A 23,154-nucleotide genomic window follows, 5' to 3' on the forward strand; every position below is an offset into this window, starting at 1 on the left:
AGACAGGTCATAACAAGATCAGCTATTATTCGGGCGGTGCGTTCTGAATACGCCGGGCGAGACCGGCATAATAGGCGGACGAACTGCGATTGCCGGTAGCCGCCATGCGCTTCGAGACCGCTTCAGCCGCAGCGGTCGCCGTTCGGAACACGGCCTCATCCTCGGACGGACGAAGCCCATCGCTGACGACGACGCGCCGCTGTGCGTCGAATCGTATCGCCACCATCATCAGTCCTGACTTCAGGATCAGCACGCCGTCGACGAGCTGGCCGCCCCGCATCCGTCCCGCGAAAAATTCATAGGGAGGTGCAACGCCTGCGCGAGTTACGCCGAGCCCCTCGGCCATGCCGTTGGGGCATTCTCCCAGCCAGTGCGCCGGGGCTGCGGTGAGCTCCGCCGGCACCTCGGCGCGGCAGGGTTTTTGCATCGCCGTCTTTTGCTTCGCCGGAGCGCTGCCGGCTGATGCCTGACAGGCCCCAATCGCCGTCAGCAGGCAGGCGGCGCCGATGACTGTAGCGGACCGCCTCAACGGCTCACTCCCGCCATCATCGCGCCACCCAATTCGAAATGCATCGGATCGGCGCGGCCGCGCGATCGATATCCGCCGCCCCAATACCAACCCGCGCGGTTGAAATAGGGGACCAGCGCATCAAGGCCTTTGAGCGAATAGCTCGCACCCAACGGCACCAAGACGCCGCCAACGCGCAGGTCGATCGCGCTGCCCCAGGCGTGGTTCGAAACTTTGGTCGTGCTGCCGCGCTGGAGACGGTTGACCTCCATCCCGGCGCTGCTCAGCAGCGCGAGGAGATCCGGAAGGTCGCGCCGCACCTCGTCCAGAATCGACCGCAGGCTGGCGATAGCAGGACGAATACCGGTGACGCGAAATGGGCCGACTGACTCCGTTGCGATCAGTGATTTCAATTCGGGGTTCGTCACCGGCTGATCATTTTGCGACATATGTGCGCTCGGCATGCCACCGAAGCGCGCCACTTGATCGCTGCTCGATGGCGACGACAGGCCAACATTGACCGTTCCAGCTGCCGGGAGCGCCGTCTTGGTCGTCCAGTAGCCGCTGGCGCGCTGGGTCGGCGGTGGCGCGGCGGGCGTGGCCGCCGATGCGGCAATGACTGGTGCGGGTGTCCGGGCACGGGCGACCGCCGCGGATCGCTGAGCGGGGACCGGGACCGAACGCGTCACAGGCGCGGGCCCGGATGATGGCGGCGGCGCAGCGGCACTCTGCGCCGCGGGCGGCGGCGTATGGGTACTTGCGGCGACGTGCTGATTGAGACGACGCCAACTCGGCCCATTGACATCGATTCGCCCATCGGGCCGTCGCATCACGCCCCCTTGGAATCGCTCGATCGCCTGGATCGTTCGGCGGCCGCAAATGCCGTCGATCGGGCCGGGCGATACCGATGCGGCGAGCAAGGCACGCTGTACGCTGATGACATCCGATTTGCGATTCTTGCCGCCAAGGCCAACTGATCCGTTCAAGCGCTGCATCCGCACCTCCACCATCCAAGATCTCAGCGGGCTTCTTGCGGGTTACCGACTATTTTTGCCGCCGTTACACAGGATTAGCGCCGTGATTGGCGAAAACCCCGTTGCAAAGCGCATGGGCTGGTCAAGTGTTCCGTCTTGCCTGGTCGTTATATGCGCGCCTGAATTCCTTGGCGAAGACATCCATGAACGCTTCGTCCGAATCTTGGGCGACGCCGCCGAATTCGCGCTCATAGGTTTGCCATAAGGTCGCGTCGCGCGCAGCCGGAAGGATTCGCTCGAGCACACCGGCCGAATCGGCGCGGGCACGGATTGCCGCTGGAGAAAAACGGTCCAGGGTAGCGCGCAACGCGCCTTGCATCGCCTTCAATGTCGCCATCTGATGCGACTGTAATTCCACGAAGGCATCCTCGACCGCTCGGTCGGCGGGCATGAATCCACGCTGCGGTTCCTCGATCAGCATTGCGAGTGCCTCTTCCGGCGTTCGCGCGAATTTGAGCGGATTATGGCCTTGTGCCGAGAATGCGGTCGCCTCTGCACCGAGCTGCGCCTTTGCGCGGGCGCGCGCTTCGACCATCACCACCAGGCCCGCCACCAGCCGGTGAAATACGGCGCCGGCCCGTTTGAGCGCGGTTGCTGGGTCGCCGATCGAGCCCGGTGCTAGCCCTGCTGCTGCAAAGAAATCGGCTTCCGCCGCTCCCGGGGCGGCACGCGGCGGCGGTGCTGGCGCAACCGGGCGCGCCGCCGGCAGCGATTGGCTGGCAGGAGCGGGGTTGAGGCCAAGCGGATCTCCCCCCGGTGCGATCGGTTGGCCAAAACCGCCCCGCGCCCAATCCACGACATTTCCTTCCGCGATTCGGCCCCATACATCGTCCGGCGACGGGGCGGCTGGCCGATCGGGCGCCGCGCTCGACCATCCTGACGCCGGATCGGTATCAGGGGCCGGGCTTTCCCAGGCCGATGCAACGGGCGGCAGCGCGACCGCACCGCTCGGTGCCCAACCGCTGCCGGCTGGCGCAGGCGTGCGGTCGCGGCCATAATTCCCATCCTGGCCGCCGGCCTGTCGGTGCGCATCCGGCCGGGCGAGCGACGGACCAACCTCCGGCTGCCATCGGGCATTGTCGCGCGGCGGCGGGGGCGGTGCTGCGTCCCAGCCGCTGTTGGCAGGCGGGGCGCCCCAGCCGCCACCGGAATTCGATCCGGCGCTGCTGGCGTCATCGGGCGCCGCCGCGCTGGTGCCGTCGTCCCACCCAGCCCAGGCGCGGGGGCCTGGCGTCGCCGCGGCAGCGTCGGCACTGCGCAGTGATGCCTCGGCTTCGCCGCTGAGTGATGCGCGAATCAAATAGGGCCCGACTTGGAACCGATCGCCCTGCGTGATGCGATGCGGCGACGACAGACGTTCGCTTGCGCCGTTGAGAAACGTCCCGTTGGTGCTCGTGTCGGTTAGGACATAGAATCGCCCGTCAAAGGTCACTTCGAAATGACGTGCCGAAATATGCTTTGTCGGGTCGGGCAGCGGCCAGTCGCAGGTCGATGCGCGCCCGATGATCGCACCGCGCCGATGCAGCACCAGCTCGAGCGGTGCGCCGTTGTCGAGACGGCCGCTGTTCTGGAGGGTCAGCGTGAGTGTCATGGTCGCGCCAGAGCCGCGATACCCCGCTCGGCGACCTGCTCGCCGAGATCGAGTGCGCGGTTGAAAAAAGCCGCGGAATCCGCGCTGCGATAGGCAGCTTGCTCGATCGCGCTGACGGCAAAGCGGGAACAGGCATGTAGCGGCGGCGCCAGCGGAGCGCCTGTGCCGCCTACCGACCCGCCGGAATAGAACACCGCGAGCCCGAGAAACCGTTCCGGAGCGGCCTTGCTGATCGCCCTCGCGGCGTCATGGGCCGCCCGACGATGCGCGTCGGTCGGTTCGCCGATCCAGCGCATCGCGCTGTCGAGCGCCAGCCGGCTGCGGCGCGTGAGTTCGATCCGGCGCGATTCATCATCGAGCAGACGGCCGGCCCAACTGACGGCCTCGCGGCGGGGCAGCGCATGGCCGAGATATTCGACCGCCGCACCCAGCGTGCCTTGCCGACGCAGCGCCGCATAACGATCGCGCACACCAACCGATGCCATCGGCCAATCGTCTTCATCGATTCCGATAAGGGCCGCGACTTGCCTTGCCTCGGTAAGCTTGACCATGGTCCAATCGTTCATGGGCGGTCGAGCATGCCGATACAGGTCGGCATCAGCTGCCTCCCTCGCCGGCCGCCGGGCCGAGCGGGACCGCGCTGCCGAAGGTGGCGGGCGTGACCCCGTCGGGATTGATATTGGTCACCCCGCCATTGAGGGTCAGCTCGGCGCCAGCATTGATTCGTAAGCTGCCGGGGCTGTTGAACGTTGCCTCCCCCGTAGCCTGAACGTCGACCGTCGGGGCCTGGATCAGGATACCTTCCGGACCGATGACGACGATCGAATTCTTGACCCGGATCGTGATCTTCGTCTTCGATTCGATCGACAGTTCCTTGTCGACCAGCAGTCCGTCCTTGCCGATGACATGGACGGAGCGGTCACGCTTGACCAGCTTCGATTCGTCGCGGCCGATCGTGGCGGTGCGATCAAGACCGACGCGGTGATCCTGATTGTGACCGACATGATGTGTTTCGTCGAAGCGGATGCGACTGTTCATGTCGCGCTCGGCGTGAAGGAAGACCTCCTCCTGTCCGCCACGGTCCTCGAACCGGATCTCGTTGGCACCCGGCGCGCCGGTATCGAGCGCCTCGGTCTCCGGATACTGACCGGCTTCGCCATATTGCTTGGTTCGCCAAAGCGCGCGCGTCTTGTTTGCGGGCAGATCGTAGATTGGCATGTTGGAGCGGTTGAACACGCGGCCGACGACCAGCGGGCGATCGGGGTCGCCATTGAGGAAGTCCACCAATACTTCATGTCCAACTCGGGGTAGGACCAGATTGCCAAGGCCGCCAGTCTGCGACACGCGTATCCAGCAGGTGGATTGCTCACCGGGGGTTTTCGCGCGATCCCAGTGGAAGCGCACTTTTACGCGACCATATTGATCGGTGAAGATGGTTTCGCCGGACGGCCCGGTGACGATCGCCGATTCCAGCCCGGTAACGACAGGGCGCGGCGTGTCGTGAGGGGGCTGGAACGAGGTTTCCGCGGGGATCGCCTCGAACCGAATGTTGAACGCTTCTTCTTCCTCGTCCTGCGACCCCGATCGATAGCTTTCGGAAGCGATGCTGTGGAAGGTCGAGGTGATCAGATATCCCGCATTCATGCGGGCGGCCGGGTGGTCCGCGACATCAACACGGGTACCGCACGCCAGCCCAGCCGATTGCGAGGTGCCGGAAAAGGTCCGCCTCCCGGCGCGCTGCGCATCGAGCAGCACCTGGCTGCGTTCCTGGCCGGTCTTCTGCTGCTCTTCGCGGCCGGTTTGCTCACGCGTATAGCGTCCAGGATAATGGAATATTTCGCGATTGTCTCCGGGATGGGCACCCTGGCCGGTCACTTCCGCCGTCAATGGTTGATCGGGCGATTCGAAATCGAAATCGCGATAGGTCACCTTGGCTTCGGCGGTCGACCGGACGCGCTCGATCCAGCTTTGCAGGAAATCGCCCTGGTTGGAAAAGCGCGATTTCGAATCCGCCGTGAAGACAGAAACCGAGTTGGCGTTATATTTCAGCTTGGCCGGCTTGCCGGGCTGGTGGCATTTCGGGCCTTCGCAAAGCACCATCACGTGGCGATCGGCATCGTGACGGAAGAAATAATAGATTCCCTCTTCCTCCATCAGGCGTGAGATGAAGGTGAAATCGCTTTCCTTGTATTGGACGCAATAGCCGCGCGTCACACGCGGCATGGACAGGCGGGTATAATCGACGTCGGAAATGCCGGCAGCTTCGATCACCTGCTTGATGATCGCCACCGAGGTCATGTCCTGGAAGATCGCCATCGCGACGTTTTGCGCGAGGTAATATGTCCAGGGCTGGATGGTCAGCCGGTAGTGATGGCCGCTCGGACTTTCCTTGCGATATTCGCCCGCCGTGACCAATCCGTGGAAATGGCGCAGCGTTTCCTCGTCCTCAAGAACCTCAAGCGACGCGGGCTTGCCCAGGTGCGGCTGCAGGTCGATTTCGAGCGGTGATATGATATCAGCATGGACGACAAACGGTCGTCCCAGCGTCTCGGCGCTCTCGATTCGTTCAAGCTCTACCTGCTCGTCACCGACATCGATTGACATCCGAGTAAGCCGCTGTGTCGAGTCCGGCACCGCTTACTCCTCTTTATACAATTCGTCCGATACTTACTGTGTTGGATGGAACCTTACAATGGCTCCAGCGTCTTAACCTAAGTCAAGAGGCGGCCCTCGGGGCTGTTGCGGGTTGCCTCGATCACATCAGGGTAATAAGTTGGGACCGAATGAAATATTCCCGGCTTGGAGATGAACATGTTCGCTCGTTTGCTGATATTTCCGCTTGCCACCTTATGCGCGTTCCCCGCGATCGCGCAGGATGGCGGACGTTCAGCGCCCCCAGTAAAGCCCAGCGTTGCGGGCTATCTTTGCACGTTTGCCGGTAAGTGCGATGGAGTGGAGGCAGAGCGCGTCAGTCGCGATGCGCCCGAAACCAAAGGCTTTCGCCTGGCACGGCCGGCGGCGGATAACGCAGCCAGCGAAACCTCAAGCGTGAAGCGCCCTGCAAGCCAGCCAACCGCAGCGATTGTTCGCAGCAGGCCGCGTAACGGCGGTGCCTATGGCGCCGCGCCGCGGCGTGTCGCTGGCGCGGCATCGGTGTCGGGCGCTGTGGTTGGCTCCGTGGGGCGCCCGCGTGCGGACCTGATGATCGGCTTCGATCTTAACTCAGCGCGACTGTCGGCCGAAGGTATTACGGCAACGCAGATCTTCGCCAAATCGCTGCTTACGCCGGAACTGCAGTCGAAGCGCTTCCTGATAGAGGGGCATACCGATCTGCGTGGCGGACGCGATCTCAACATGGCCTTGTCACGCGCGCGCGCCAAGACGGTTGCCGACTATCTGGTGTCGCTTGGCGTAAAGCCCGAGCGTCTCCAGACACGTGGCTTTGGTCCCGATATCCCGCTTCCAGGGCACCGTTCGACCGATCCGACGAATCGTCGGGTCGAGGCGGAGCTGATCTCCTGACTCTGTCCTCATCAGAGTCCGATCACCAGGCGGATGCGGGTGCACTGATGGCGCCAGTTGCCGAGACCGATCCAGCAGGACCCGATCTTTCCTATTCGTCCGAGCGCGGCTTGATCGAAGATGCCTTTGGTCGCGCAGCTTCGGGCGCCTCTGAGGATATTGATTGGAAGGAAACGATCAAAACGATCGTTGAGCAGAGCCTGCTCACCAGGGACCTCTGGCTTGCCGTCTATCTGGCTCGAGCAGGGGCTCGCTCCAACCGCCTCGATTTGGTTGAAGACGGCTGCGAGATGCTCGCGGGATTGATGGAATCCTTTTGGGATACAGCGCATCCCAAGCTTGAGGAATATGGCATTGAAGGGCGCAAGGCGCCTTGCGAATCGCTGGTTCGAATCGGGGAATTTCTTGGGCCGATTCGTCGGATCGTATTGGTCGATCATGCACGGCTGGGCAGCTACACGGGCGAGGATTTCGAGCGCTTCGCGCGCGAAGGGGAGTCCGGTGACGGCTATGGTCAGTTCCGTGCCGCGATCGCTGACACGCCGATCGAACAACTCCAGGCTCTGGTCGACCGGCTGGATCACATCGCCAGCGCATTGGCGCGCGCCGATGCCATCCTGTCGGCGCAGGCGGCGGCTGCCAATCAGACCGGCACGAATTTTGAACCGACTTACGAAGTCCTGGAATCGATCCGCAAGGCCATCCGCCCTTACGTCATGCTGTTCAGCGGCGCTGACGATGGCTTGGAGGACGTCGATGTCGAGATGGGGAGCGCGTTGAGCGCCGGGGCCGGGCGGCCAGCGTCTCGATTGATCGAAAGCCGTGAAGATGTTGCGCGTGCACTCGATTCTGTGATCGATTATTACCTGCGACGAGAGCCATCCAGCCCTATCCCGGCCGCGCTTGGAAGAATTAAGGGTTGGATCGCAATGGACTTCATGACGTTATTGCGAGATATCTCACCCAATGGCGTGCCCGATGCGGATAGCGTATTGCGTGCACGGAATGAGGAGAGCGGCCGTTCGGATTTGATGTGATTGCTCGGATTGCGAGCAAAAGTGATCAGGGGCAACCAGCCGAATTATCAGTGTTCGAGTAACAGGGACGTACAGTCATGGCGATTAAAAGCGGGCAACGCTTCATCCGGGAGAACCGGAAACCGCGAGTCCATATCGAGTATGAAGTCGAAACCTATGGCGCGCGCCAGAAGGTGGAATTGCCGTTCGTCATGGGCGTGATGTCCGATCTCTCGGGCAAGAGCCTGAAGGATCGCAAAGCAGCCGAGGCGCGCGAGTTCGTTGAATTCGACATGGACAATTTCGATCAGCGGATGGAGGCGATTGCGCCTCGAGTCGCCTTTGCAGTCGATAACACACTCGGTGGCGACGGCGGCAAGCTGGCCGTCGACCTGACCTTCAAGTCAATGAACGACCTGTCTCCTGGTGAGATCGCGAAGAATATAGAACCGCTGGCCAAGTTGCTTGAGGCGCGGACTCAGCTGGAAGACTTGCTGTCTTACATGGATGGCAAGAACGGAGCGCAGGATTTGCTCGACAAGGTACTTAAGGATCCGGCTCTACTGCAGGCTATTTCCGCGGCGAAGACAAAAACCGATTCCAGCGATGGAACCGACGACGTCGCCCAATCGTAATCCCTCTATCGCAATCGGAGCCGACTATGGCGCAAGAAGCGCTTCATCAATCGGGCGGGCAGCCCCAGGCGAGTGAAGCGGCACTGGACGATTTCCAGGCGCTGCTTCAGAAGGAATTCAAACCGAATGACGATGTGCGAAAGACGCGCATCGAACAGGCGGTACAGACACTGGCCGAACAGGCCTTGCAGAATGCGCAAATCATTGGCGGAGATGTCTTCGCGACAGTTGACGCCATGCGCGCGGCAATCGATCGCAAGCTGACCGAGCAGATCAACCAGATCATTCATCACGAAGAATTCCAGAAGCTGGAATCGACGTGGCGCGGGCTCAACTATCTCGTCATGAACACATCCACCGGCAAGGATCTGAAGATCCGGGTGATGAACATGTCGAAGGAAGAGTGCCGGCGGATGTTCCGCCAGTATCGCGACGCGGCGTGGGATCAGAGCCCGCTGTTCAAGAAAATCTACGAGAATGAGTTCGGGCAGCTGGGCGGCCAGCCTTATGGCGCCTTTGTCTGCGATTATTATTTCGACCATTCCGCTCCAGACCTGGAAGTGATGAAGGGGCTGTCGCGGATTGGCGCGGCCGCGCATGCGCCGTTCATCGCGGCAGCAGGGCCCTCGCTGCTCGGCATGGAGAGCTGGACCGAGCTGTCGAATCCGCGCGATCTCGGCAAACTGTTCGATGCGACCGATTACGCTGCATGGCGTACGTTCCGCCGCAGCGAAGATAGTCGGTATCTGGCGCTCGCATTGCCGCGTTTTCTGGGGCGTCCGCTCTATGGAGCCAAGACTGATCCGGTTGATGAATTCGACTTCGAAGAAGATGTCGGCGGAGAGCATGACCAGCATCTCTGGCTCAATGCATCCTATGCAATGGGAACCCGGATCACCGAAGCGTTCAAGACCTATGGCTGGACCACCCGGATTCGCGGTGTCGAATCCGGCGGTACCGTCGAGGATCTGCCGACTGCAACCTTCCCGACGGACGATGGCGGCATCGACCTGAAATGCCCCACGGAAATCGCCATTTCCGATCGTCGTGAAGCCGAGTTGGCGACCGCCGGGCTGATGCCGCTACTGCATCGGAAAAATACCGATCAGGCGACCTTTATCGGGGCTCAGACGGTGCATCGCCCAGCTTCGTACGACAAGAAGGAGGCCACGGCGAACGCCAACCTCTCGGCGCGTCTTCCTTATATTTTCGCAAGCTGCCGCTTCGCCCATTATCTGAAATGCATGGTGCGCGATTGGGTTGGCGGTTCGCGCGAAGCGGAGCAGTTGCAGCGCGACCTCAACAATTGGGTCCTGCAATATGTCGACGGGGCGCCGACCACGTCGAACGACGAGACCAAGGCTCGACTGCCGTTGAAGCAGGCGCAGATCGAGGTGATTCCGGACGAAGAAAATCCCGGTTTCTATGTCGGAAAGTTCATGTTCGTACCGCATTACCAGCTCGAAGGCATGGATGTAACATTGAGTATGGTCTCACGCCTTCCGAAGACGTCGACCTGAAGTCGGCATTATAAAGTAAAGTACGGTTCCCAGTAGTAGCTTAAAGCGTAACATAGGAGAATTACGATGGCAGTTGATCTGTTTTTGAAGATTGATGGTGTTCAGGGCGAATCACGCAAGAAGAACCATCAGGACGAGATTGATATTATTTCGTTCGATTTCGGTGCGGTGCAGCACGGATCATTCCATTCTGGCGGTGCAGGCGGCGGCGCCGGCAAGGCGGAGATTTCGGATATTCGTATCCAGAAGGAAGTGGATAAGTCATCGCCACTCCTGTTCAAGGCTTGCGCGTCGGGTAAGCACATCAAGGAAGCGGTCATCTATTCGCAAAAGGCTGGCGACGGCGAGCAGGCGTTGACCTATTACAAGATTAAGCTTGAGGACATTATCGTTTCCGATATTCATAATAACGGCGCTGCAGGCGGCGACAACATCATGGAATCGGTTACCTTCAACTGCGCCAAAGTGACATTCGACTATCAGGCGCAGAACGAGAAGGGCGGCAAGGACGGCGGCGTCGTCACTGCCTATTACGACATCCGTCAGAACGAGGCGGGCTAATCAGCCCGGGTCGTCCGTACAGCGTGAAATGAACAACGCGGACGATCTTTTGCGGTCGGGCGACCTCGACGGTGCGCGTAGCGCACTGATCGAGGGCGTCCGCCGTAAACCCGGCGACGTCGAGACACGTCTTTTCCTCTTCCAGCTGCTCGCTGTACGCAGAGAATGGGACAAGGCTGCGACGCATCTGGCTACATTGGCGCAGCTGTCGCCCGAAGCAGCGATGCTCGCCATCGTGTATAACCAGGCGATCAGCGCGGAACGTGAGCGCGAAGCCATATTTGCCGGTACATCGACGGCCATCATTCATGGTGGGCCGTCCTGGGCGGAAGGCTTGGCCGCAGCAATCCGCTACATCGCTGAAGGCCGCGAAGAAGAAGGGCTTGCCGCGCGTGAGCAAGCCTTTGCCCAGGCGCCCGAAACGCCCGGTACGATCGACGGGCAGCGCTTCGAATGGATTGCGGATGCCGATGCGCGCTTCGGCCCGTGTATCGAGGCGATTATCGGCGGACGATACGGGCTGCTCCCGTTCGATGCGATTGCCGGAATGAAAAGCGAAGGACCAAAGGATTTGCGCGATATCGTCTGGTATCCGGTCGAGATCGCGATGAAGGCAGGAACGTCGATCGCGGCGCTGCTGCCGGCGCGCTATCCCGGTGTCATTGCGGAGGCGGCCGAACAATTGGGTCGTACGACCAACTGGCACGACGGTACAACCGGACAAATCGGATCCGGCCAACGGTTGTGGACTCTTTCCGACGAGCAGGATTGTGGATTGTTGTCGGTTCGTTCACTCGTGATGGATTGATCGGGGTTCCCATGGCCGTCACCCAACGACTGACCCCGACATTATTCGACAAGCTGGTCGCCGACCTCGATATTTCCGGCATGCGCGACACGAGCGATGAAACACCCGAGGTCGCCCGCGAGAAATTCCGTTATTATTCGGTGCCGAAGCTCGAACGGTTCAACGAGGCTGCTTTGCGCGCGACAATAAGGCGCGATCTCGCCTGGCTGCTGAACACCACCAATCTGGAATCGCTGATCGACCTTGAACCCTATCCCCGAGTCGCCGAATCGGTGCTCAATTTCGGGTTGACCGATCTGGCGGGCAGAACATTGAACCGGCGTGCGGTGCTGGCTCGGGCGCGCGAAATACGCCGCGCCATCAGGCTTTTCGAACCGCGACTCAATCGCGAGGGGCTGACTGTCGATCCGGTCGACGATGATACCCCGCATGCCCTGACCTATCTGATTCAGGGTGACATCACGTCCGCGGCACAGGTCATGCCGGTCAAATTCAGGACCGAGGTCGAAGCCGAAACTGCCACGGTCAACGTCCGTGAATAGCCGGCTCCCCCGGTGAGCGGCGGGATCGATCCGCGCCTGTTGCGCTTCTACAATGACGAACTCGCCTATCTCCGCGAAGAGGCGCGTGCGTTCGGTGAAGAGCATGAGGCGGTCGCCGGACGGCTCGGGCTGAAGACGCCGACCGATCCCGACCCTTATGTGGAGCGGCTGCTGGAAGGCGTCGCCTATCTTGGCGCGCGCGTGCAGCTAAAGCTGGCCGATCAGTACCCCGAATTTACGCAGCATCTGCTCCACGCGGTTCAACCGCATTACCTCGCGCCGACCCCTTCCATCTGTATCGCCGGCTTCGAACCGAACGGTGGAGATCCCGGGCTGATCAAGGGTTATGTGGTCCCGCGCGGAACGCCGATGGTGGCGACCGCGCACGATCAGGGCGGCGTTTCGGTCGAATTCCGTAGCGGGCACGATGTGACGCTGTGGCCGATCAAGATCACCCAAGTCGAGTATCTCGCCAGCCGTGCTGCTGTCGCGCCCTTTGCGTCGAGCGCCAATGTCCGGGCGGAAGCCGGGCTGCGACTGCGCTTCGAGGCGACGGATGGTGTCGACCTGCCACAGATCTTGCCTGAGTCTCTGCCGCTCTATCTTGCAGGATCGGAAGCGGTGCCGGCCGAGCTCTATCGACAGATCATCGGCGAAACACTTGCGGTGGTGGCCAGGTCCGCCGACGCTGCCCAAGGGCCGGAAGGATGGATGAAGCTGCCGTTGCCCGGGCAGGTGGGGTTCGACGACAATCAGGCGCTGCTCCCGTCCGAACTGCGCTCGTTCCGTGGTTATCGGCTGCTGACCGAATATTTCGCATGTCCGGAACGTTTCCTTTTCGTCGACCTGAAGGGGCTCGCGCGCGCTTTTGCCGCGAGCCCCAAGGCCTGCGATGTGGTCCTGTTGTTCGACCGGTCCGCTCCCGTTCTCCACAATGCGCTCGACCCCGGCAATTTTCGTCTGTTCGCCACCCCTGCGATCAACCTGTTTGAAAAGCAGCTTGGTCGGGTGCAGGTGTCGCCGTTCGAGCATGAGCATCATGTCATACCCGATCGTGCTCGCCCGCTCGATTTCGAGGTTTTCCGTGTTCTCGAAGTTCAGGCGCACCGCCCCGACAAGATCGATGCGCGCACGGTTGCCCCACTCTACGCGTTCGGCGCGTTGCTTTACGACTGGAACGAGGCGTTATTCTATACGACTCAGCTCCGCCCGCGGCGTCTCTCCACGCGAGAACAGCGGCTGCGACGGCGCGGCGAGTACACCGGGACCGAAACCTGGATCAGCCTGACTGCGCCTGGCGACGCCACCCGCCTTGACGGAGTCCAGGAACTGGCGGTGCGCGCGTTGGTGACCAACCGGGAATTGCCCGAATTGCTGACCTTTCGCGGTGAGCAGCATTTCATCGTCTCGGGGATTCCTGCGCGTGCGGTCAGCGTTTTGCGCGCTCCGACCCGGCCGCGTCCGCCGCTTGGCATGGGCGATGCCGCGTGGCGCGTCATCGGCCATTTGACGCCGAACTACGCCACGCTTGCGCCCGAGGATCATGATGATCCTCAGGTGCTGCGGGACCATCTCGCCTTATATGGCCGGCAAGATGATGCGGCGTCGCGACGGCAGGTTGACGGGGTTATCGGAATCCGCTCGTCCAAGGTCGCGCGGCGAGTGCCCGGGCTCGACCGTATGGCGATCGCACGGGGACACCGGATCAAGGTAACATTGGACGATGCCGCCTTCGACAAGGGACGAATGTTCCTGTTCTCGGCTGTGCTCGAACGTTTCCTCGCCGAGTTTGCGAGCATCAATTCGTTTACAGAAACTCACGTCAAGAGCGCCAATGAAGGGGAGTTCCAGCAATGGCCGCCAAGGATCGGGCGCCGTTACACCATCTGACGTTTCTCGCCAGGGTGGCGGCGCAAGCGCGGCGGTTCGGGTTGTTTCCCATTGCACGCGGGGCGGAAGCGCGCGCGCCCGATTTGCCCCGTATCGGTCGAGCAAGGCGGCCGTCGCAGAACATCGTCGACCTGTCGCAGGTGCCGACAATGGCGTTTCCGGACTCGACGCTGGAGGATGTCGAGATCGTGGAAGGGCGTGCGCGGGTCAGCGGCTATTGGTTCGGTCTGACTGGTCCAATGGGACCGCTGCCGTCGCACATGACCGAATTCGCATCGTTCGAACGGCGCTACGCGACAACCCGTCCGTTCGGGCGCTGGCTCGATCTGCTGGCTGGACGGATGCTGCAATTCTTCTTTCGCGCCTGGGCGGATTCGCAGCCTGCCGCGCAAGCGGATCGGCCTGCCGAGGATGGATTTGCGGACAAGATTGCACAGCTTACCGGCGCCACCGAAGGCGTTCGTGACGACGCCGCTTTTCCGGCCCGCGCGCGCGTCCACTACGCCGCCTTGTTCGCCTCACGGCGCAGCGCCGGCGGAATTGAAGACGCGGTCGGGCATCTGATCGGACAGCGTGTGACCGTCATCGAGTATCAGCCGCGCTGGCGCGATGTCGAGGCGGAGGATCGCACCCGGCTGGGCCGCAGCTTTTGCGCATTGGGGACCGAAGCAATGGCGGGGACCAAAGTCAGCGTCGCTTCCGATGCATTTCGCGTCGTCGTACGGGCGAGTTCACGCGCCGACTATGATGCCTTGTTGCCGTCCGGCGCGCGCTTCCGTATCCTGTCCGAAGCACTCGATGCTTTCGCCCCGAGCCATCTCGAATGGGATGTCGCGATCGAGGTCGCAGGCAGGCATACGCGCCCGGCGCGCCTCGATGGCGGCACACGCCTCGGCTGGACGGGGTGGGTAGGAACAATCAAAGACGACACCATTTGCGCAGATGCGCATCTCCGGCGTCCTGTGCGACAAGAGGAATACGCATGACCGATATCAGCCGTGCATCATTGTTCGGGCGGCTCGACGCGACGACGTTGAAAGCGATCGAATCCGCGACGAGCTTCGCCAAGATGCGAGGCAATCCCTATGTCGAACTCGTTCATTGGGTGCATCTGCTCCTGCAGGATCCACAGGGCGATGTCGCGGCGATCCGCGCCGCGTTCGGAATCGACGATGCGCGGCTTGCCCGTGACGTGATCGCGAGCCTCGACATTCTGCCGCGCGGAGCATCGGCAATCGCCGATTTTGCGCCACAAGTGGAGGAAGCGATCGAGAAGGGCTGGCTCTATGCCTCGCTTCAGTTCGGCGCGGCCAGGATCCGCTCGGGCCATCTGATCTTCGGGATGCTCAGGACGCCGACGTTGCGCAATGCCTTGTTCGCGATGAGCGGTGAATGGCGCAAGATCTCTGTGGATCGGCTGGGGACGGAGTTCTCGGCGATTGTGAAGACGTCCGGTGAAACGACCGAGACGGCGGCTGCCGACGATGTCGTCGGTGCGGCGCCACCGAATGCCGCCACCGGCGAAGCGCTGGCCCGCTTCTCGGTCGACCTGACGGCGCGTGCGCGTGCCGGAGAGATCGACGCGGTGGTTGGCCGGGATGCGGAAATCCGCCAGTTGATCGACGTGCTGCTGCGCCGCCGGCAGAATAATCCGATCCTTGTGGGCGAGGCTGGAGTCGGCAAGACCGCAGTGGTCGAGGGGTTCGCACGCCGCATCGTCGACGGTGACGTGCCGCCGCCGTTGCGGGGGGTGTCCCTGCGCTCGCTCGATGTCGCGCTGATGCAAGCCGGTGCCGGCGTGAAGGGCGAGTTCGAGAAAAGACTGCGCCAGGTGATCGACGAGGTCGAAAATGCCGCGACCCCCGTCATCCTGTTCATCGACGAGGCGCACACGCTGGTTGGTGCCGGTGGGCAGGCCGGGACGGGCGATGCCGCGAACCTGCTGAAGCCAGCGCTGGCACGGGGTCGCCTGCGCACGATTGCCGCCACCACCTATGCGGAATACCGCCAGTATTTCGAGAAGGACCCGGCACTCAGCCGTCGTTTCCAAACGGTCCAGGTCAGCGAGCCCGAGACCGCGGTGGCGATCGACATGCTGCGATCGGTAGTGTCGGTGATGGAGGCGCATCACAATGTCGTCGTGCTCGACGAGGCGGTCGCGGCGGCCGTGACATTGTCGCAGCGTTACGTGCCCGCACGTCAATTGCCCGACAAGGCGGTCAGCCTGCTCGATACGGCGGCTGCGCGGGTGGCGGTATCGCAGCATGCGACGCCCGCGCCGGTCGAAGACCGGCGTCGTCGGTTGGAACTGCTCGAGTCCGAACGCGGCGTGGTCGAGCGTGAGACCGAGGGGCGCTATCGCGATGGTGACCGGCTCGCCGTGATCGATGCGGAGATCGCCGCAGCACGCGACGAAGTGTCACGCATTGAGGAAAAGTGGGCGCGCGAGAAGGACGCGCTGGAAGCTGTGATAGCGGCGCGTGCCGCGCCGGTCGATGCCGACCATATGTCCGGCGATGACAAGCTCGAACCGGCGCTGGCGGCGCTGGCGGAAGCGGCGGGGGACGATCCCATGGTGTTCGGCGTCGTCGATGCCGACGCCATTGCCGCGGTAGTGGGAGATTGGACCGGAATTCCGATCGGTCGGATGGTGAAGGACGAGATCGCCAGCGTTCTGACCATTGCCGACCGGTTGAAGCGGCGCGTCGTCGGGCAGGATCATGCCATGGATGCGGTCGCCAAGCGCATCCAGACGAGCCGCGCCAAGCTCGACAACCCGTCCAAGCCCGTCGGTGTGTTCATGTTGTGCGGACCATCCGGGGTCGGGAAGACCGAGACCGCACATGCGCTGTCCGACCTGCTCTTCTCCGGCGATGAATCGATGATCGTCATCAATATGAGTGAATTTCAGGAGGCGCATACCGTCTCCACGCTGAAAGGCGCACCGGCCGGCTATGTCGGTTACGGCCAGGGCGGGGTACTGACCGAAGCGGTGCGGCGGCGCCCCTATTCCGTCGTGCTGCTGGACGAAGTGGAGAAGGCACATCCTGACGTCCATGAGATGTTCTTCCAGGTGTTCGACAAGGGCTTCATGAACGACGCCGAGGGGCGGCACATCGATTTCCGCAACACAATCATCCTGCTGACGTCGAACGTTGGAACCGACCTCATCATGTCACTGACCGAGGACGAGGAAACGGCTCCCGATGCGGAAGGCCTCGCCACCGCGCTCCGCCCCGAATTGCTCAAGGTATTCCCGCCCGCGCTGCTCGGGCGGTTGCTTGTCTTGCCCTATTACCCACTCAGTCCGGATATGCTTGCGGGCATTGTCCGGCTCCAGCTTGGGCGGATCGAACGGAGGATTGCCGACAATCACGGGATCGTGTTGGAGATCGGCGCCGACGTTGTCGACCATATCGTCGCGCGCTGTACGGAAATTGCCTCAGGCGGCCGAATGATCGATGCGATCCTGACCAATACCATGCTGCCCGAAATGTCGGTGGCGCTGCTTGAGCACAAGATGCGTGGAGAAGAGGTATCCCGAATTCAGGTCAGCGTAGCGGGTGACGGATTTGGCTATAACTTTGTCGGAAAATCGGAGCCGGCCAATGAGCCGATCGAAGATGTTGCGGCGTGAGAAGCTCGTGCTGACGGCCGCGATATTCCCGGCAGCAGCGGGATGAGATCGATTGCCGGGCCGCCACTGCTCTTTATGCACCTCGCCGGAACGGTGTGGTCCCAGGGGGGTTATCGGCAGGGTGCCGAGACGGTTCCTGGCATGTGTTTTCCTACCTGTTTTCTGGATAGCCGGAGATCAAAGCCTATGTACGGCGGTGCGTTGAGGGCAGCGAAAAGGGATGTGTGCCCGGCGGATCGTCGGTCGACGATATTTGCCGCGCCCTGTATCCTGGGCATGATAGCGAACACAGGAGAACCGGCATGGTAGCCAATGACGAACGATCGCCGGTTGTGGTGAATGCCGAGCCGCCCGCCGGCTGGATCGATAAATCCATGATCATCCATAGCGCGCCGCTGGCGGGCGGTCAGACGATCGCGCCGACGATCGTTATCGCGCGCGATGCCTTGGGTGGACGCGAGACGTTTCGTGAATATTGCAATCGACAGATTGACGGCTTTCGCGTCACGCTGCCGCAATATTTCCGGGAAAGCGAAGGTCCGGGGCGGCTGCACGAGCGCGACGCCTTCCAGATCCAGTTCATGTGGGCGTCTGGGGCGGGAACGCTGCGTCAACGCGTTTTCTTCATTTCCGCCGGGTCAGGGGTCGTTGTGACCTTTACCACCACAGCCGCTGCGGACGATTATGCCAGGCACGAGCCGGTGTTTGAACAATCACTAGCGCACCTGGTCATCGCCCCGGCGCCGGGCAATGATCGCTAGGCCGATATGATCAGCCGGGACGCACCATGACGATGCCGCCCGCCGCCCGTGTCGGCGACGACATTGCACACAGCAATGCCGGTACCGGCATGCTGCTCGGCATTCTCGCCGGCGCAGCGATCGGTGCCGTGCTGGTGGCGGCGACGGTGGCGACGGGCGGATTGGCCTTGGTCGCGGCGGCGGGTGCCGCGGCGGGCATGGTGTCGGCCGGCGGCCTTGGCGGCATGTATATCGGCGAGGCCTCGATGGGCCCGCCATGCGGCAAGTTCGTCACGGGATCGACGAACGTGTTCATCAATGGCCGGCCGGCGACCTTTACGTTCGGGTCGTTCGCCCTGTGCAGCAAGGATGGCAGCACTCCGATCCCCCTCGCCACCGGTTCGTCGACGGTAATGATCAACATCGGCTTGGCCGGCCGGCAAGACGAGAAGATTGGGTGCAGCGCGAAATCGGTCCCGCAAGTATCGCCCAACGTCTTTATCGGCGGCGCCAGTGCTCAGGACCCGAGGGTGACGATCACGCCCGAGGTGCCGGCCTGGGCTGTGACGACACTCACGGTGCTTGGCATTGCGGGGGCGATCGCGGCGCTGCCGTTCGCGATCGCAACGGTGGGTGTGGCGGCAACGATCGGTGGTGTGGTGCTGGGTTTTGCCGGTGCTCATTTCGGCGCGCAAGGAGGGCGCGCGCTAGGGGAAGCGCTGGGACTATCGGAAGCGGGCATACGCTCGCTGGAGATCGCTGGCGGCTTCCTGGGCGGTATGGCTGGTGGCGTGGCCGGAACGAAGGGCACGCAGGCATTCAACAGCCGCTATCAAATCAAGATCGATCCCAACTCTCTGGGGGCGAACGGTGGCAATATACGGGTCGTGCCGCGGCAACTTCCCAAGACTGAAGGCCTAAGTCCGAACGACCCGTACATCCTGTTCAACGAGACCTACAAAGGCGCGCGGCCGAATCCGCGAATGGCAGGGCCGCAGGGTGGAAATCTACAAGCCAATCACGGGTTGCAAGGCAAATGGGCTCAGGAAAACCTGAAGCAATATGGTTATGACAGTAAACTTGCCCCTGCCGAAACGATCGCGACCGGCGCGGTCAAGCCGTATGAGCACACGATCATTTCCAATCGCCAGAATGCCCGAGCGGCAGCTCGCGTCGCCAACGGGCAGGGGAAATGGAGTTCGACGCTGAATGACGAGCTGGCCAATACCGCATCGGATTACAAAGCGGCTGGCTATAGCGATGCCACCATATCGAAAGTGTTGAATCAGCAATATCGAATGCTCGATAAGATTGGTGCTCCATACACTAAAGTTCCGGGATATTAAAAATGGAATTTACGCTGGATTCTTCTCTGAGGCTGTATTGTTATTCCTTGCCTGCCCGTAAGGAAGACATGGAGAGCCTGTTGTTGAAATATCCAGAGCTGCCAGGCGGCTATGAGGATCTGACTGTTCAGGCGACCGGGACAGTGTTTCTCTGGAATGAAAAAGGTCAGTTGCGAATATGGGGTCCGGAAGAGGCACTCGCCATGAACGCGGCATATAATGTGGATGAATATGCCCCCGGCGCCCTGGCATTTGCCGACAACGGTGCGGGTGAGATCCTTCTGTACGGAACCGGCTTGTCGGGCCTGGGCGTATATATCGTCGAAACGGGATCTATCGCATTGGACTCGGATGCCGCTTGGGTGAGCAGAGATTTGAACGGCATTTTGTTGAGGGCGGACGGCGCCGAACTGATATTCCAGTCGGATCCGGTTGACGAAAGCGAGATAACCGAACCGTTCCTGATCGAAAGCGAGTTGCGCTGACCGCGCCTGGTCGGGGGCGGTGATCGGTGGGTTCAAGTGCGGCTCCCCCCATCGATAGTACCGCAATCGGATGACCAGGGATGAGGTCGAGCAACGATCGAGGTCCACCCGATCGAATATGGCCAATGCCGTATCCGATCCGCCGATACCAAGCGGCGCAAAATTGGTGCCAAGGGCTTATTGGTTCTGTCGATTGTTCGAGGCCGGTTGCTGGGAAACCGAAATACCTCTGAAAGTATGCGGTTCGGACGAAACGACTTCGTCATGTAACATCAAACCTCGAAAGATGCGTGGTCAAGGGTTTGATGTTGCTGATTGATCCGTTAAACCGTCGAAGTAGACACGGCTGTAAGTAAAGGGGAAAAAATTTGGCTCGGCGACGGACGTTGCACGGTTGGATTGGGCTCGCAACCGCAGCAATCTGCGCCTCGGCGGGTTCTGCCGGAGCGCAGACGCGCCAGGAAATCACGCCGCCGACTCCGGATACGCAAGCCGAATCGACGGCGAGCGTTGATGCACGCAGCGCCCTGGCGGTGCCGAACTGTCCGTTCGAAAATTCGCCGTTGCGGCTTACGATCGATCGCATCGAATTATCCCGGCCTGATGGGTCGCCGCTGCAACCTGAAGTGGCGCTCGCGTTGGCTGGCGTTGTCGCACCCAAAGGGGAACAGGCGCTCAAGATCGTCTGCGAAATCCGCGATCGGGCCAATGCAGCGCTACGGAGCCGTGGCTGGGTTGCCTCGGTGCAGATTCCGCCGCAGGAAATCACGGATGGCGTGCTGCGTTTGCAGGTCGTCACAGCACATATTGTCGAGATCCGGGTTCGTGGTGAGGCGGGCCGATATGAGAATATCCTGCGCCGTCGCCTTGCGGCGATCCAGGCGCTGGATCCGCTGAACGAACGCGAGGCCGAGCGCCTGTTGCTACTCGCCGGCGATATTCCCGGTCTCGATGTGGCGCTCGCCCTGCGTCCTGCCGGCGGCGAACAAGGGGCAGTGATCGGCGAATTGACCGTCAGTTCACGCCGCTTTGCACTGTTCGGCAATGCCCAGAACTATAATTCCAAGCTGCTCGGGCGCGAAACGGCTTATGTCCGCGGCGAACTCTATGGTCTGACGGGCATGTCCGACCTGACTTATTTCGGTGCGTCCACGACCTCCGATTTCAAGGAACAGATTATCGTCCAGGGCGGTCATATCCTTGGCGTGAGCGATGTCGGCACGACATTCGGCGTGCGCGCGAGCTATGCTTGGTCGCGACCCGACCTCGGGCCGTTGGATCTGCGGAGCAACACGTTCATCGCGGGCTTCGACGTCGTCCATCCGCTGGTTCGTACGGTTCGCAGCAATGCCCGGCTGAGGGGCGGTTTCGACTTTGTCGATCAGACGTCGAACCTGGGTTTCGGCAACACCGCCGTGACGTTGACGCATGACCGCCTGCGCATCGGCTTTATCGGAGTCGATGCGGATTACCAGGCGCTGACGCAAAACGGTGCGCCTTTGTTCTCGCTCGCGGCGTCGGCGGAACTGCGTAAGGGGCTGGGCCTTCTTGGGGCCAGCGATCGCGGATTCAGCGGAGGCGTATTAACCTCGCGAATTGACGGCAATCCGCAGGCATTCGTCGTCCGCGCGACAATCGAAGGTGTGCTCAATATCGGCCCGATCTTCAGTATCATGGGCCAGGCGCAGACGCAGTGGACGAACGATCCGCTGCTCAACTACGAAGAATTCGCGCTTGGCAGCCTGACGATCGGGCGCGGCTATGATCCTGGCTCGAACAGTGGCGACCGGGCGATCGGCGGCCGTATCGAAGCACGGGCAGAGCTTCCCATCACCGAGGCTTTCGGGACGCAATTCTACGGATTCTATGACCATCTGTATCTGCGCAATCTCGACCGCACCTCGATCGAAGGACCGCGAAACTTCGGCAGTGTCGGCGGCGGCGTTCGGCTGTCGCTGCGCAACCGGCTGGTGCTCGATGTCGGCTATGCCAAACCGCTCGACAAAGCGCTGTTGCTCGATGACCGAAAGCCTCCCGCGCGAGTACTCGTATCGCTGACGGTACAATTCCGCGATCCGGCGCGTTGAGGACATGACGAAACAGATGGGGTTTGCTTATGAATAAGTCCGGGTTACGCGGCGGCATGTATGTCCGCCACCGGCGCTGGCTGGCAGCGACCACGGCAATTGTCGGTTTCATGGCAATGCCGGCTTTTGGCCAGTCGCTCCCCAATCCCGGCAACACGACCGGTAGCAACAACGGCAACGCGCCAGTCTTCACGCCCGGAACCAACCGGCTCGACATCGCGCTGCGTGCCGATAACACGATCATCAATTGGAATGACGGATTCAATATCCCCCAAAACGGGACCGTTCGGTTCGACCGCGGTTTCGGTCAGAGGGCCGCGGTGCTGAACCGCGATTTGTCAGGCAATCCGTCGAAAATTCTGGGCAATTTGTCGTCGGGCAGCAACGTTGCGGTCTGGGTGATGAACGGCAGCGGCATCATGGTTGGCAGCAACGCCAACATCAATACCGGCTCGCTCGTGCTCAGCACGCTCAATATGACGGATGCGGATTTCCTCGACCGCAACGGTAATTTCGCGCTGAGCACCGCTGCGGGCAGCCAGTCCGCGATCACCGTGATGAACGGCGCAAAGATCAGGGTCGAGGGCGGCAATCGCGGCCTGATCATGGTCGCGCCGAAGATCGATGCTTATGGCAGTTTCGATGCGACCAACCAGGATGTCGCATTCATCACCGCGAGCGATGTCGATCTGACGTTCAACAGCGGCAGCCCGTTGTCGATCAGGATCAATCGCGGCACGGCGGTCAGCGGGCGCAGCCAGCTCATCCGCGGCACGGTGGCAGGGGCGGACGCGTTGTTCGCGCTGGCATCGCAGAGCAGCGTGACCGACGCCCTGCTCCAGGTCGATGCGAAAGTCACGACTGCAACGTCCGGGACGCGCGGGATCGTCCTTTCGGCCGGACGGCCGGCGAATGCGGTCGATGGTGTGACCGTGGGCGGGGCGGCCGCAGACACCGGCGGCATTGCCAACCTGCTCGTCAGGGGTGACCTGACCAGCACGGACAATGACGGCAGCGACATTCTTGCCGGGGCCTCCGGCTCCGCATCGTTCACCAGCGTATTGTCGTCGAGGCGCCACATACGCCTGGCGGGCGCTGGCGACGTGACGGTCGCCGGGGCGGTGACCGCGGGAGGCGATTATGCGGTTGATGGGCGCTCGGTCACCTTGGGGGGAGCACTCCCGTCCTTCAAAGCGCCAATGGCGCAATCGACATAACCGCGAGCCGGACAC

20 protein-coding genes are annotated in these 23,154 nt (G+C 61.8%); 15 read left to right on the forward strand and 5 right to left on the reverse strand.

The annotated features are described in order from the left end of the window. Positions 1–25: 25 nt before the first annotated feature. The 5 genes from H3Z74_RS23460 to H3Z74_RS23480 all read right to left on the reverse strand — a co-directional run bounded on the left by H3Z74_RS23460 (position 26) and on the right by H3Z74_RS23480 (position 5,737). Positions 26–427: a hypothetical protein gene (locus H3Z74_RS23460; protein ID WP_187761860.1), complete on the reverse strand. Its 402-nt coding sequence runs from the start codon at positions 425–427 to the stop codon at positions 26–28. A gap of 98 nt (positions 428–525) precedes the next feature. Next, positions 526–1,503, reverse strand: a complete 978-nt coding sequence (locus tag H3Z74_RS23465; RefSeq protein ID WP_187761861.1) for a M15 family metallopeptidase — start codon at positions 1,501–1,503, stop codon at positions 526–528. A gap of 121 nt (positions 1,504–1,624) precedes the next feature. Beyond that, on the reverse strand, positions 1,625–3,133 hold the full coding sequence (tagH, locus tag H3Z74_RS23470) for a type VI secretion system-associated FHA domain protein TagH (RefSeq protein ID WP_187761862.1): 1,509 nt from the start codon (positions 3,131–3,133) through the stop codon (positions 1,625–1,627). Next, positions 3,130–3,699, reverse strand: coding sequence for a DUF6931 family protein (locus H3Z74_RS23475; protein WP_187761863.1), 570 nt, complete (start codon positions 3,697–3,699; stop codon positions 3,130–3,132). Before H3Z74_RS23475 ends, tagH begins: the two co-directional genes overlap by 4 nt. Before the next feature lie 31 nt (positions 3,700–3,730). Then, positions 3,731–5,737, reverse strand: a complete 2,007-nt coding sequence (locus H3Z74_RS23480; RefSeq protein WP_187761864.1) for a type VI secretion system Vgr family protein — start codon at positions 5,735–5,737, stop codon at positions 3,731–3,733. Positions 5,738–6,181: 444 nt separating this feature from the next. On the opposite strand from H3Z74_RS23480, the gene H3Z74_RS23485 reads away from it, so the two are divergent. The 15 genes from H3Z74_RS23485 (at position 6,182) to H3Z74_RS23555 (ending at position 23,139) form a co-directional block, all read left to right on the forward strand. Beyond that, positions 6,182–6,655 carry an OmpA family protein gene (locus H3Z74_RS23485; RefSeq protein WP_229726768.1) on the forward strand — a complete coding sequence of 158 codons (474 nt, stop codon included), beginning with the start codon at positions 6,182–6,184 and terminating at the stop codon, positions 6,653–6,655. A 47-nt stretch (positions 6,656–6,702) separates the two neighbouring features. Continuing rightward, complete coding sequence (locus H3Z74_RS23490) at positions 6,703–7,692, forward strand: type VI secretion system protein TssA (RefSeq protein ID WP_187761866.1); 990 nt, start codon at positions 6,703–6,705, stop codon at positions 7,690–7,692. Between the two features lie 77 nt (positions 7,693–7,769). After that, a complete protein-coding gene (gene tssB, locus H3Z74_RS23495) occupies positions 7,770–8,306 on the forward strand; it encodes a type VI secretion system contractile sheath small subunit (protein WP_187761867.1) in 537 nt (178 codons plus the stop codon). A gap of 26 nt (positions 8,307–8,332) precedes the next feature. Beyond that, positions 8,333–9,826 carry a type VI secretion system contractile sheath large subunit gene (gene tssC / locus H3Z74_RS23500; protein ID WP_187761868.1) on the forward strand — a complete coding sequence of 498 codons (1,494 nt, stop codon included), beginning with the start codon at positions 8,333–8,335 and terminating at the stop codon, positions 9,824–9,826. Between the two features lie 66 nt (positions 9,827–9,892). After that, on the forward strand, positions 9,893–10,387 hold the full coding sequence (locus H3Z74_RS23505; protein WP_187761869.1) for an Hcp family type VI secretion system effector: 495 nt from the start codon (positions 9,893–9,895) through the stop codon (positions 10,385–10,387). A 28-nt stretch (positions 10,388–10,415) separates the two neighbouring features. Continuing rightward, the gene (locus tag H3Z74_RS23510; protein WP_187761870.1) at positions 10,416–11,195 is read left to right on the forward strand and encodes a type VI secretion system accessory protein TagJ; all 780 of its coding nucleotides are present in this window, start codon (positions 10,416–10,418) and stop codon (positions 11,193–11,195) included. Between the two features lie 11 nt (positions 11,196–11,206). Continuing rightward, positions 11,207–11,737 (forward strand): type VI secretion system baseplate subunit TssE, encoded by a 531-nt coding sequence (tssE, locus tag H3Z74_RS23515; protein WP_187761871.1) that lies wholly within the window; start codon positions 11,207–11,209, stop codon positions 11,735–11,737. A gap of 12 nt (positions 11,738–11,749) precedes the next feature. Continuing rightward, a complete protein-coding gene (gene tssF / locus H3Z74_RS23520) occupies positions 11,750–13,627 on the forward strand; it encodes a type VI secretion system baseplate subunit TssF (protein ID WP_229726769.1) in 1,878 nt (625 codons plus the stop codon). Further along, the gene (gene tssG, locus H3Z74_RS23525) at positions 13,591–14,613 is read left to right on the forward strand and encodes a type VI secretion system baseplate subunit TssG (RefSeq protein WP_187761872.1); all 1,023 of its coding nucleotides are present in this window, start codon (positions 13,591–13,593) and stop codon (positions 14,611–14,613) included. Before tssF ends, tssG begins: the two co-directional genes overlap by 37 nt. Continuing rightward, positions 14,610–17,264 carry a type VI secretion system ATPase TssH gene (tssH, locus tag H3Z74_RS23530; RefSeq protein ID WP_187761873.1) on the forward strand — a complete coding sequence of 885 codons (2,655 nt, stop codon included), beginning with the start codon at positions 14,610–14,612 and terminating at the stop codon, positions 17,262–17,264. The genes tssG and tssH overlap by 4 nt, the downstream gene beginning before the upstream one ends. 224 nt (positions 17,265–17,488) lie before the next feature. Further along, positions 17,489–18,025 (forward strand): DcrB-related protein, encoded by a 537-nt coding sequence (locus tag H3Z74_RS23535; RefSeq protein ID WP_187761874.1) that lies wholly within the window; start codon positions 17,489–17,491, stop codon positions 18,023–18,025. A gap of 26 nt (positions 18,026–18,051) precedes the next feature. Next, the gene (locus H3Z74_RS24570; protein ID WP_229726770.1) at positions 18,052–19,350 is read left to right on the forward strand and encodes a PAAR domain-containing protein; all 1,299 of its coding nucleotides are present in this window, start codon (positions 18,052–18,054) and stop codon (positions 19,348–19,350) included. A gap of 2 nt (positions 19,351–19,352) precedes the next feature. Next, positions 19,353–19,835 (forward strand): hypothetical protein, encoded by a 483-nt coding sequence (locus H3Z74_RS23545; RefSeq protein WP_187761875.1) that lies wholly within the window; start codon positions 19,353–19,355, stop codon positions 19,833–19,835. 563 nt (positions 19,836–20,398) lie between these two features. Next, entirely contained in the window at positions 20,399–21,922 is a 1,524-nt protein-coding gene (locus H3Z74_RS23550; protein WP_187761876.1) for a ShlB/FhaC/HecB family hemolysin secretion/activation protein, read from the forward strand. A gap of 29 nt (positions 21,923–21,951) precedes the next feature. Continuing rightward, the gene (locus tag H3Z74_RS23555; protein ID WP_187761877.1) at positions 21,952–23,139 is read left to right on the forward strand and encodes a two-partner secretion domain-containing protein; all 1,188 of its coding nucleotides are present in this window, start codon (positions 21,952–21,954) and stop codon (positions 23,137–23,139) included. Positions 23,140–23,154: the final 15 nt, after the last annotated feature.

The sequence above is a fragment of the Sphingomonas alpina genome, from assembly GCF_014490665.1.
GTDB lineage: Bacteria > Pseudomonadota > Alphaproteobacteria > Sphingomonadales > Sphingomonadaceae > Sphingomonas > Sphingomonas alpina.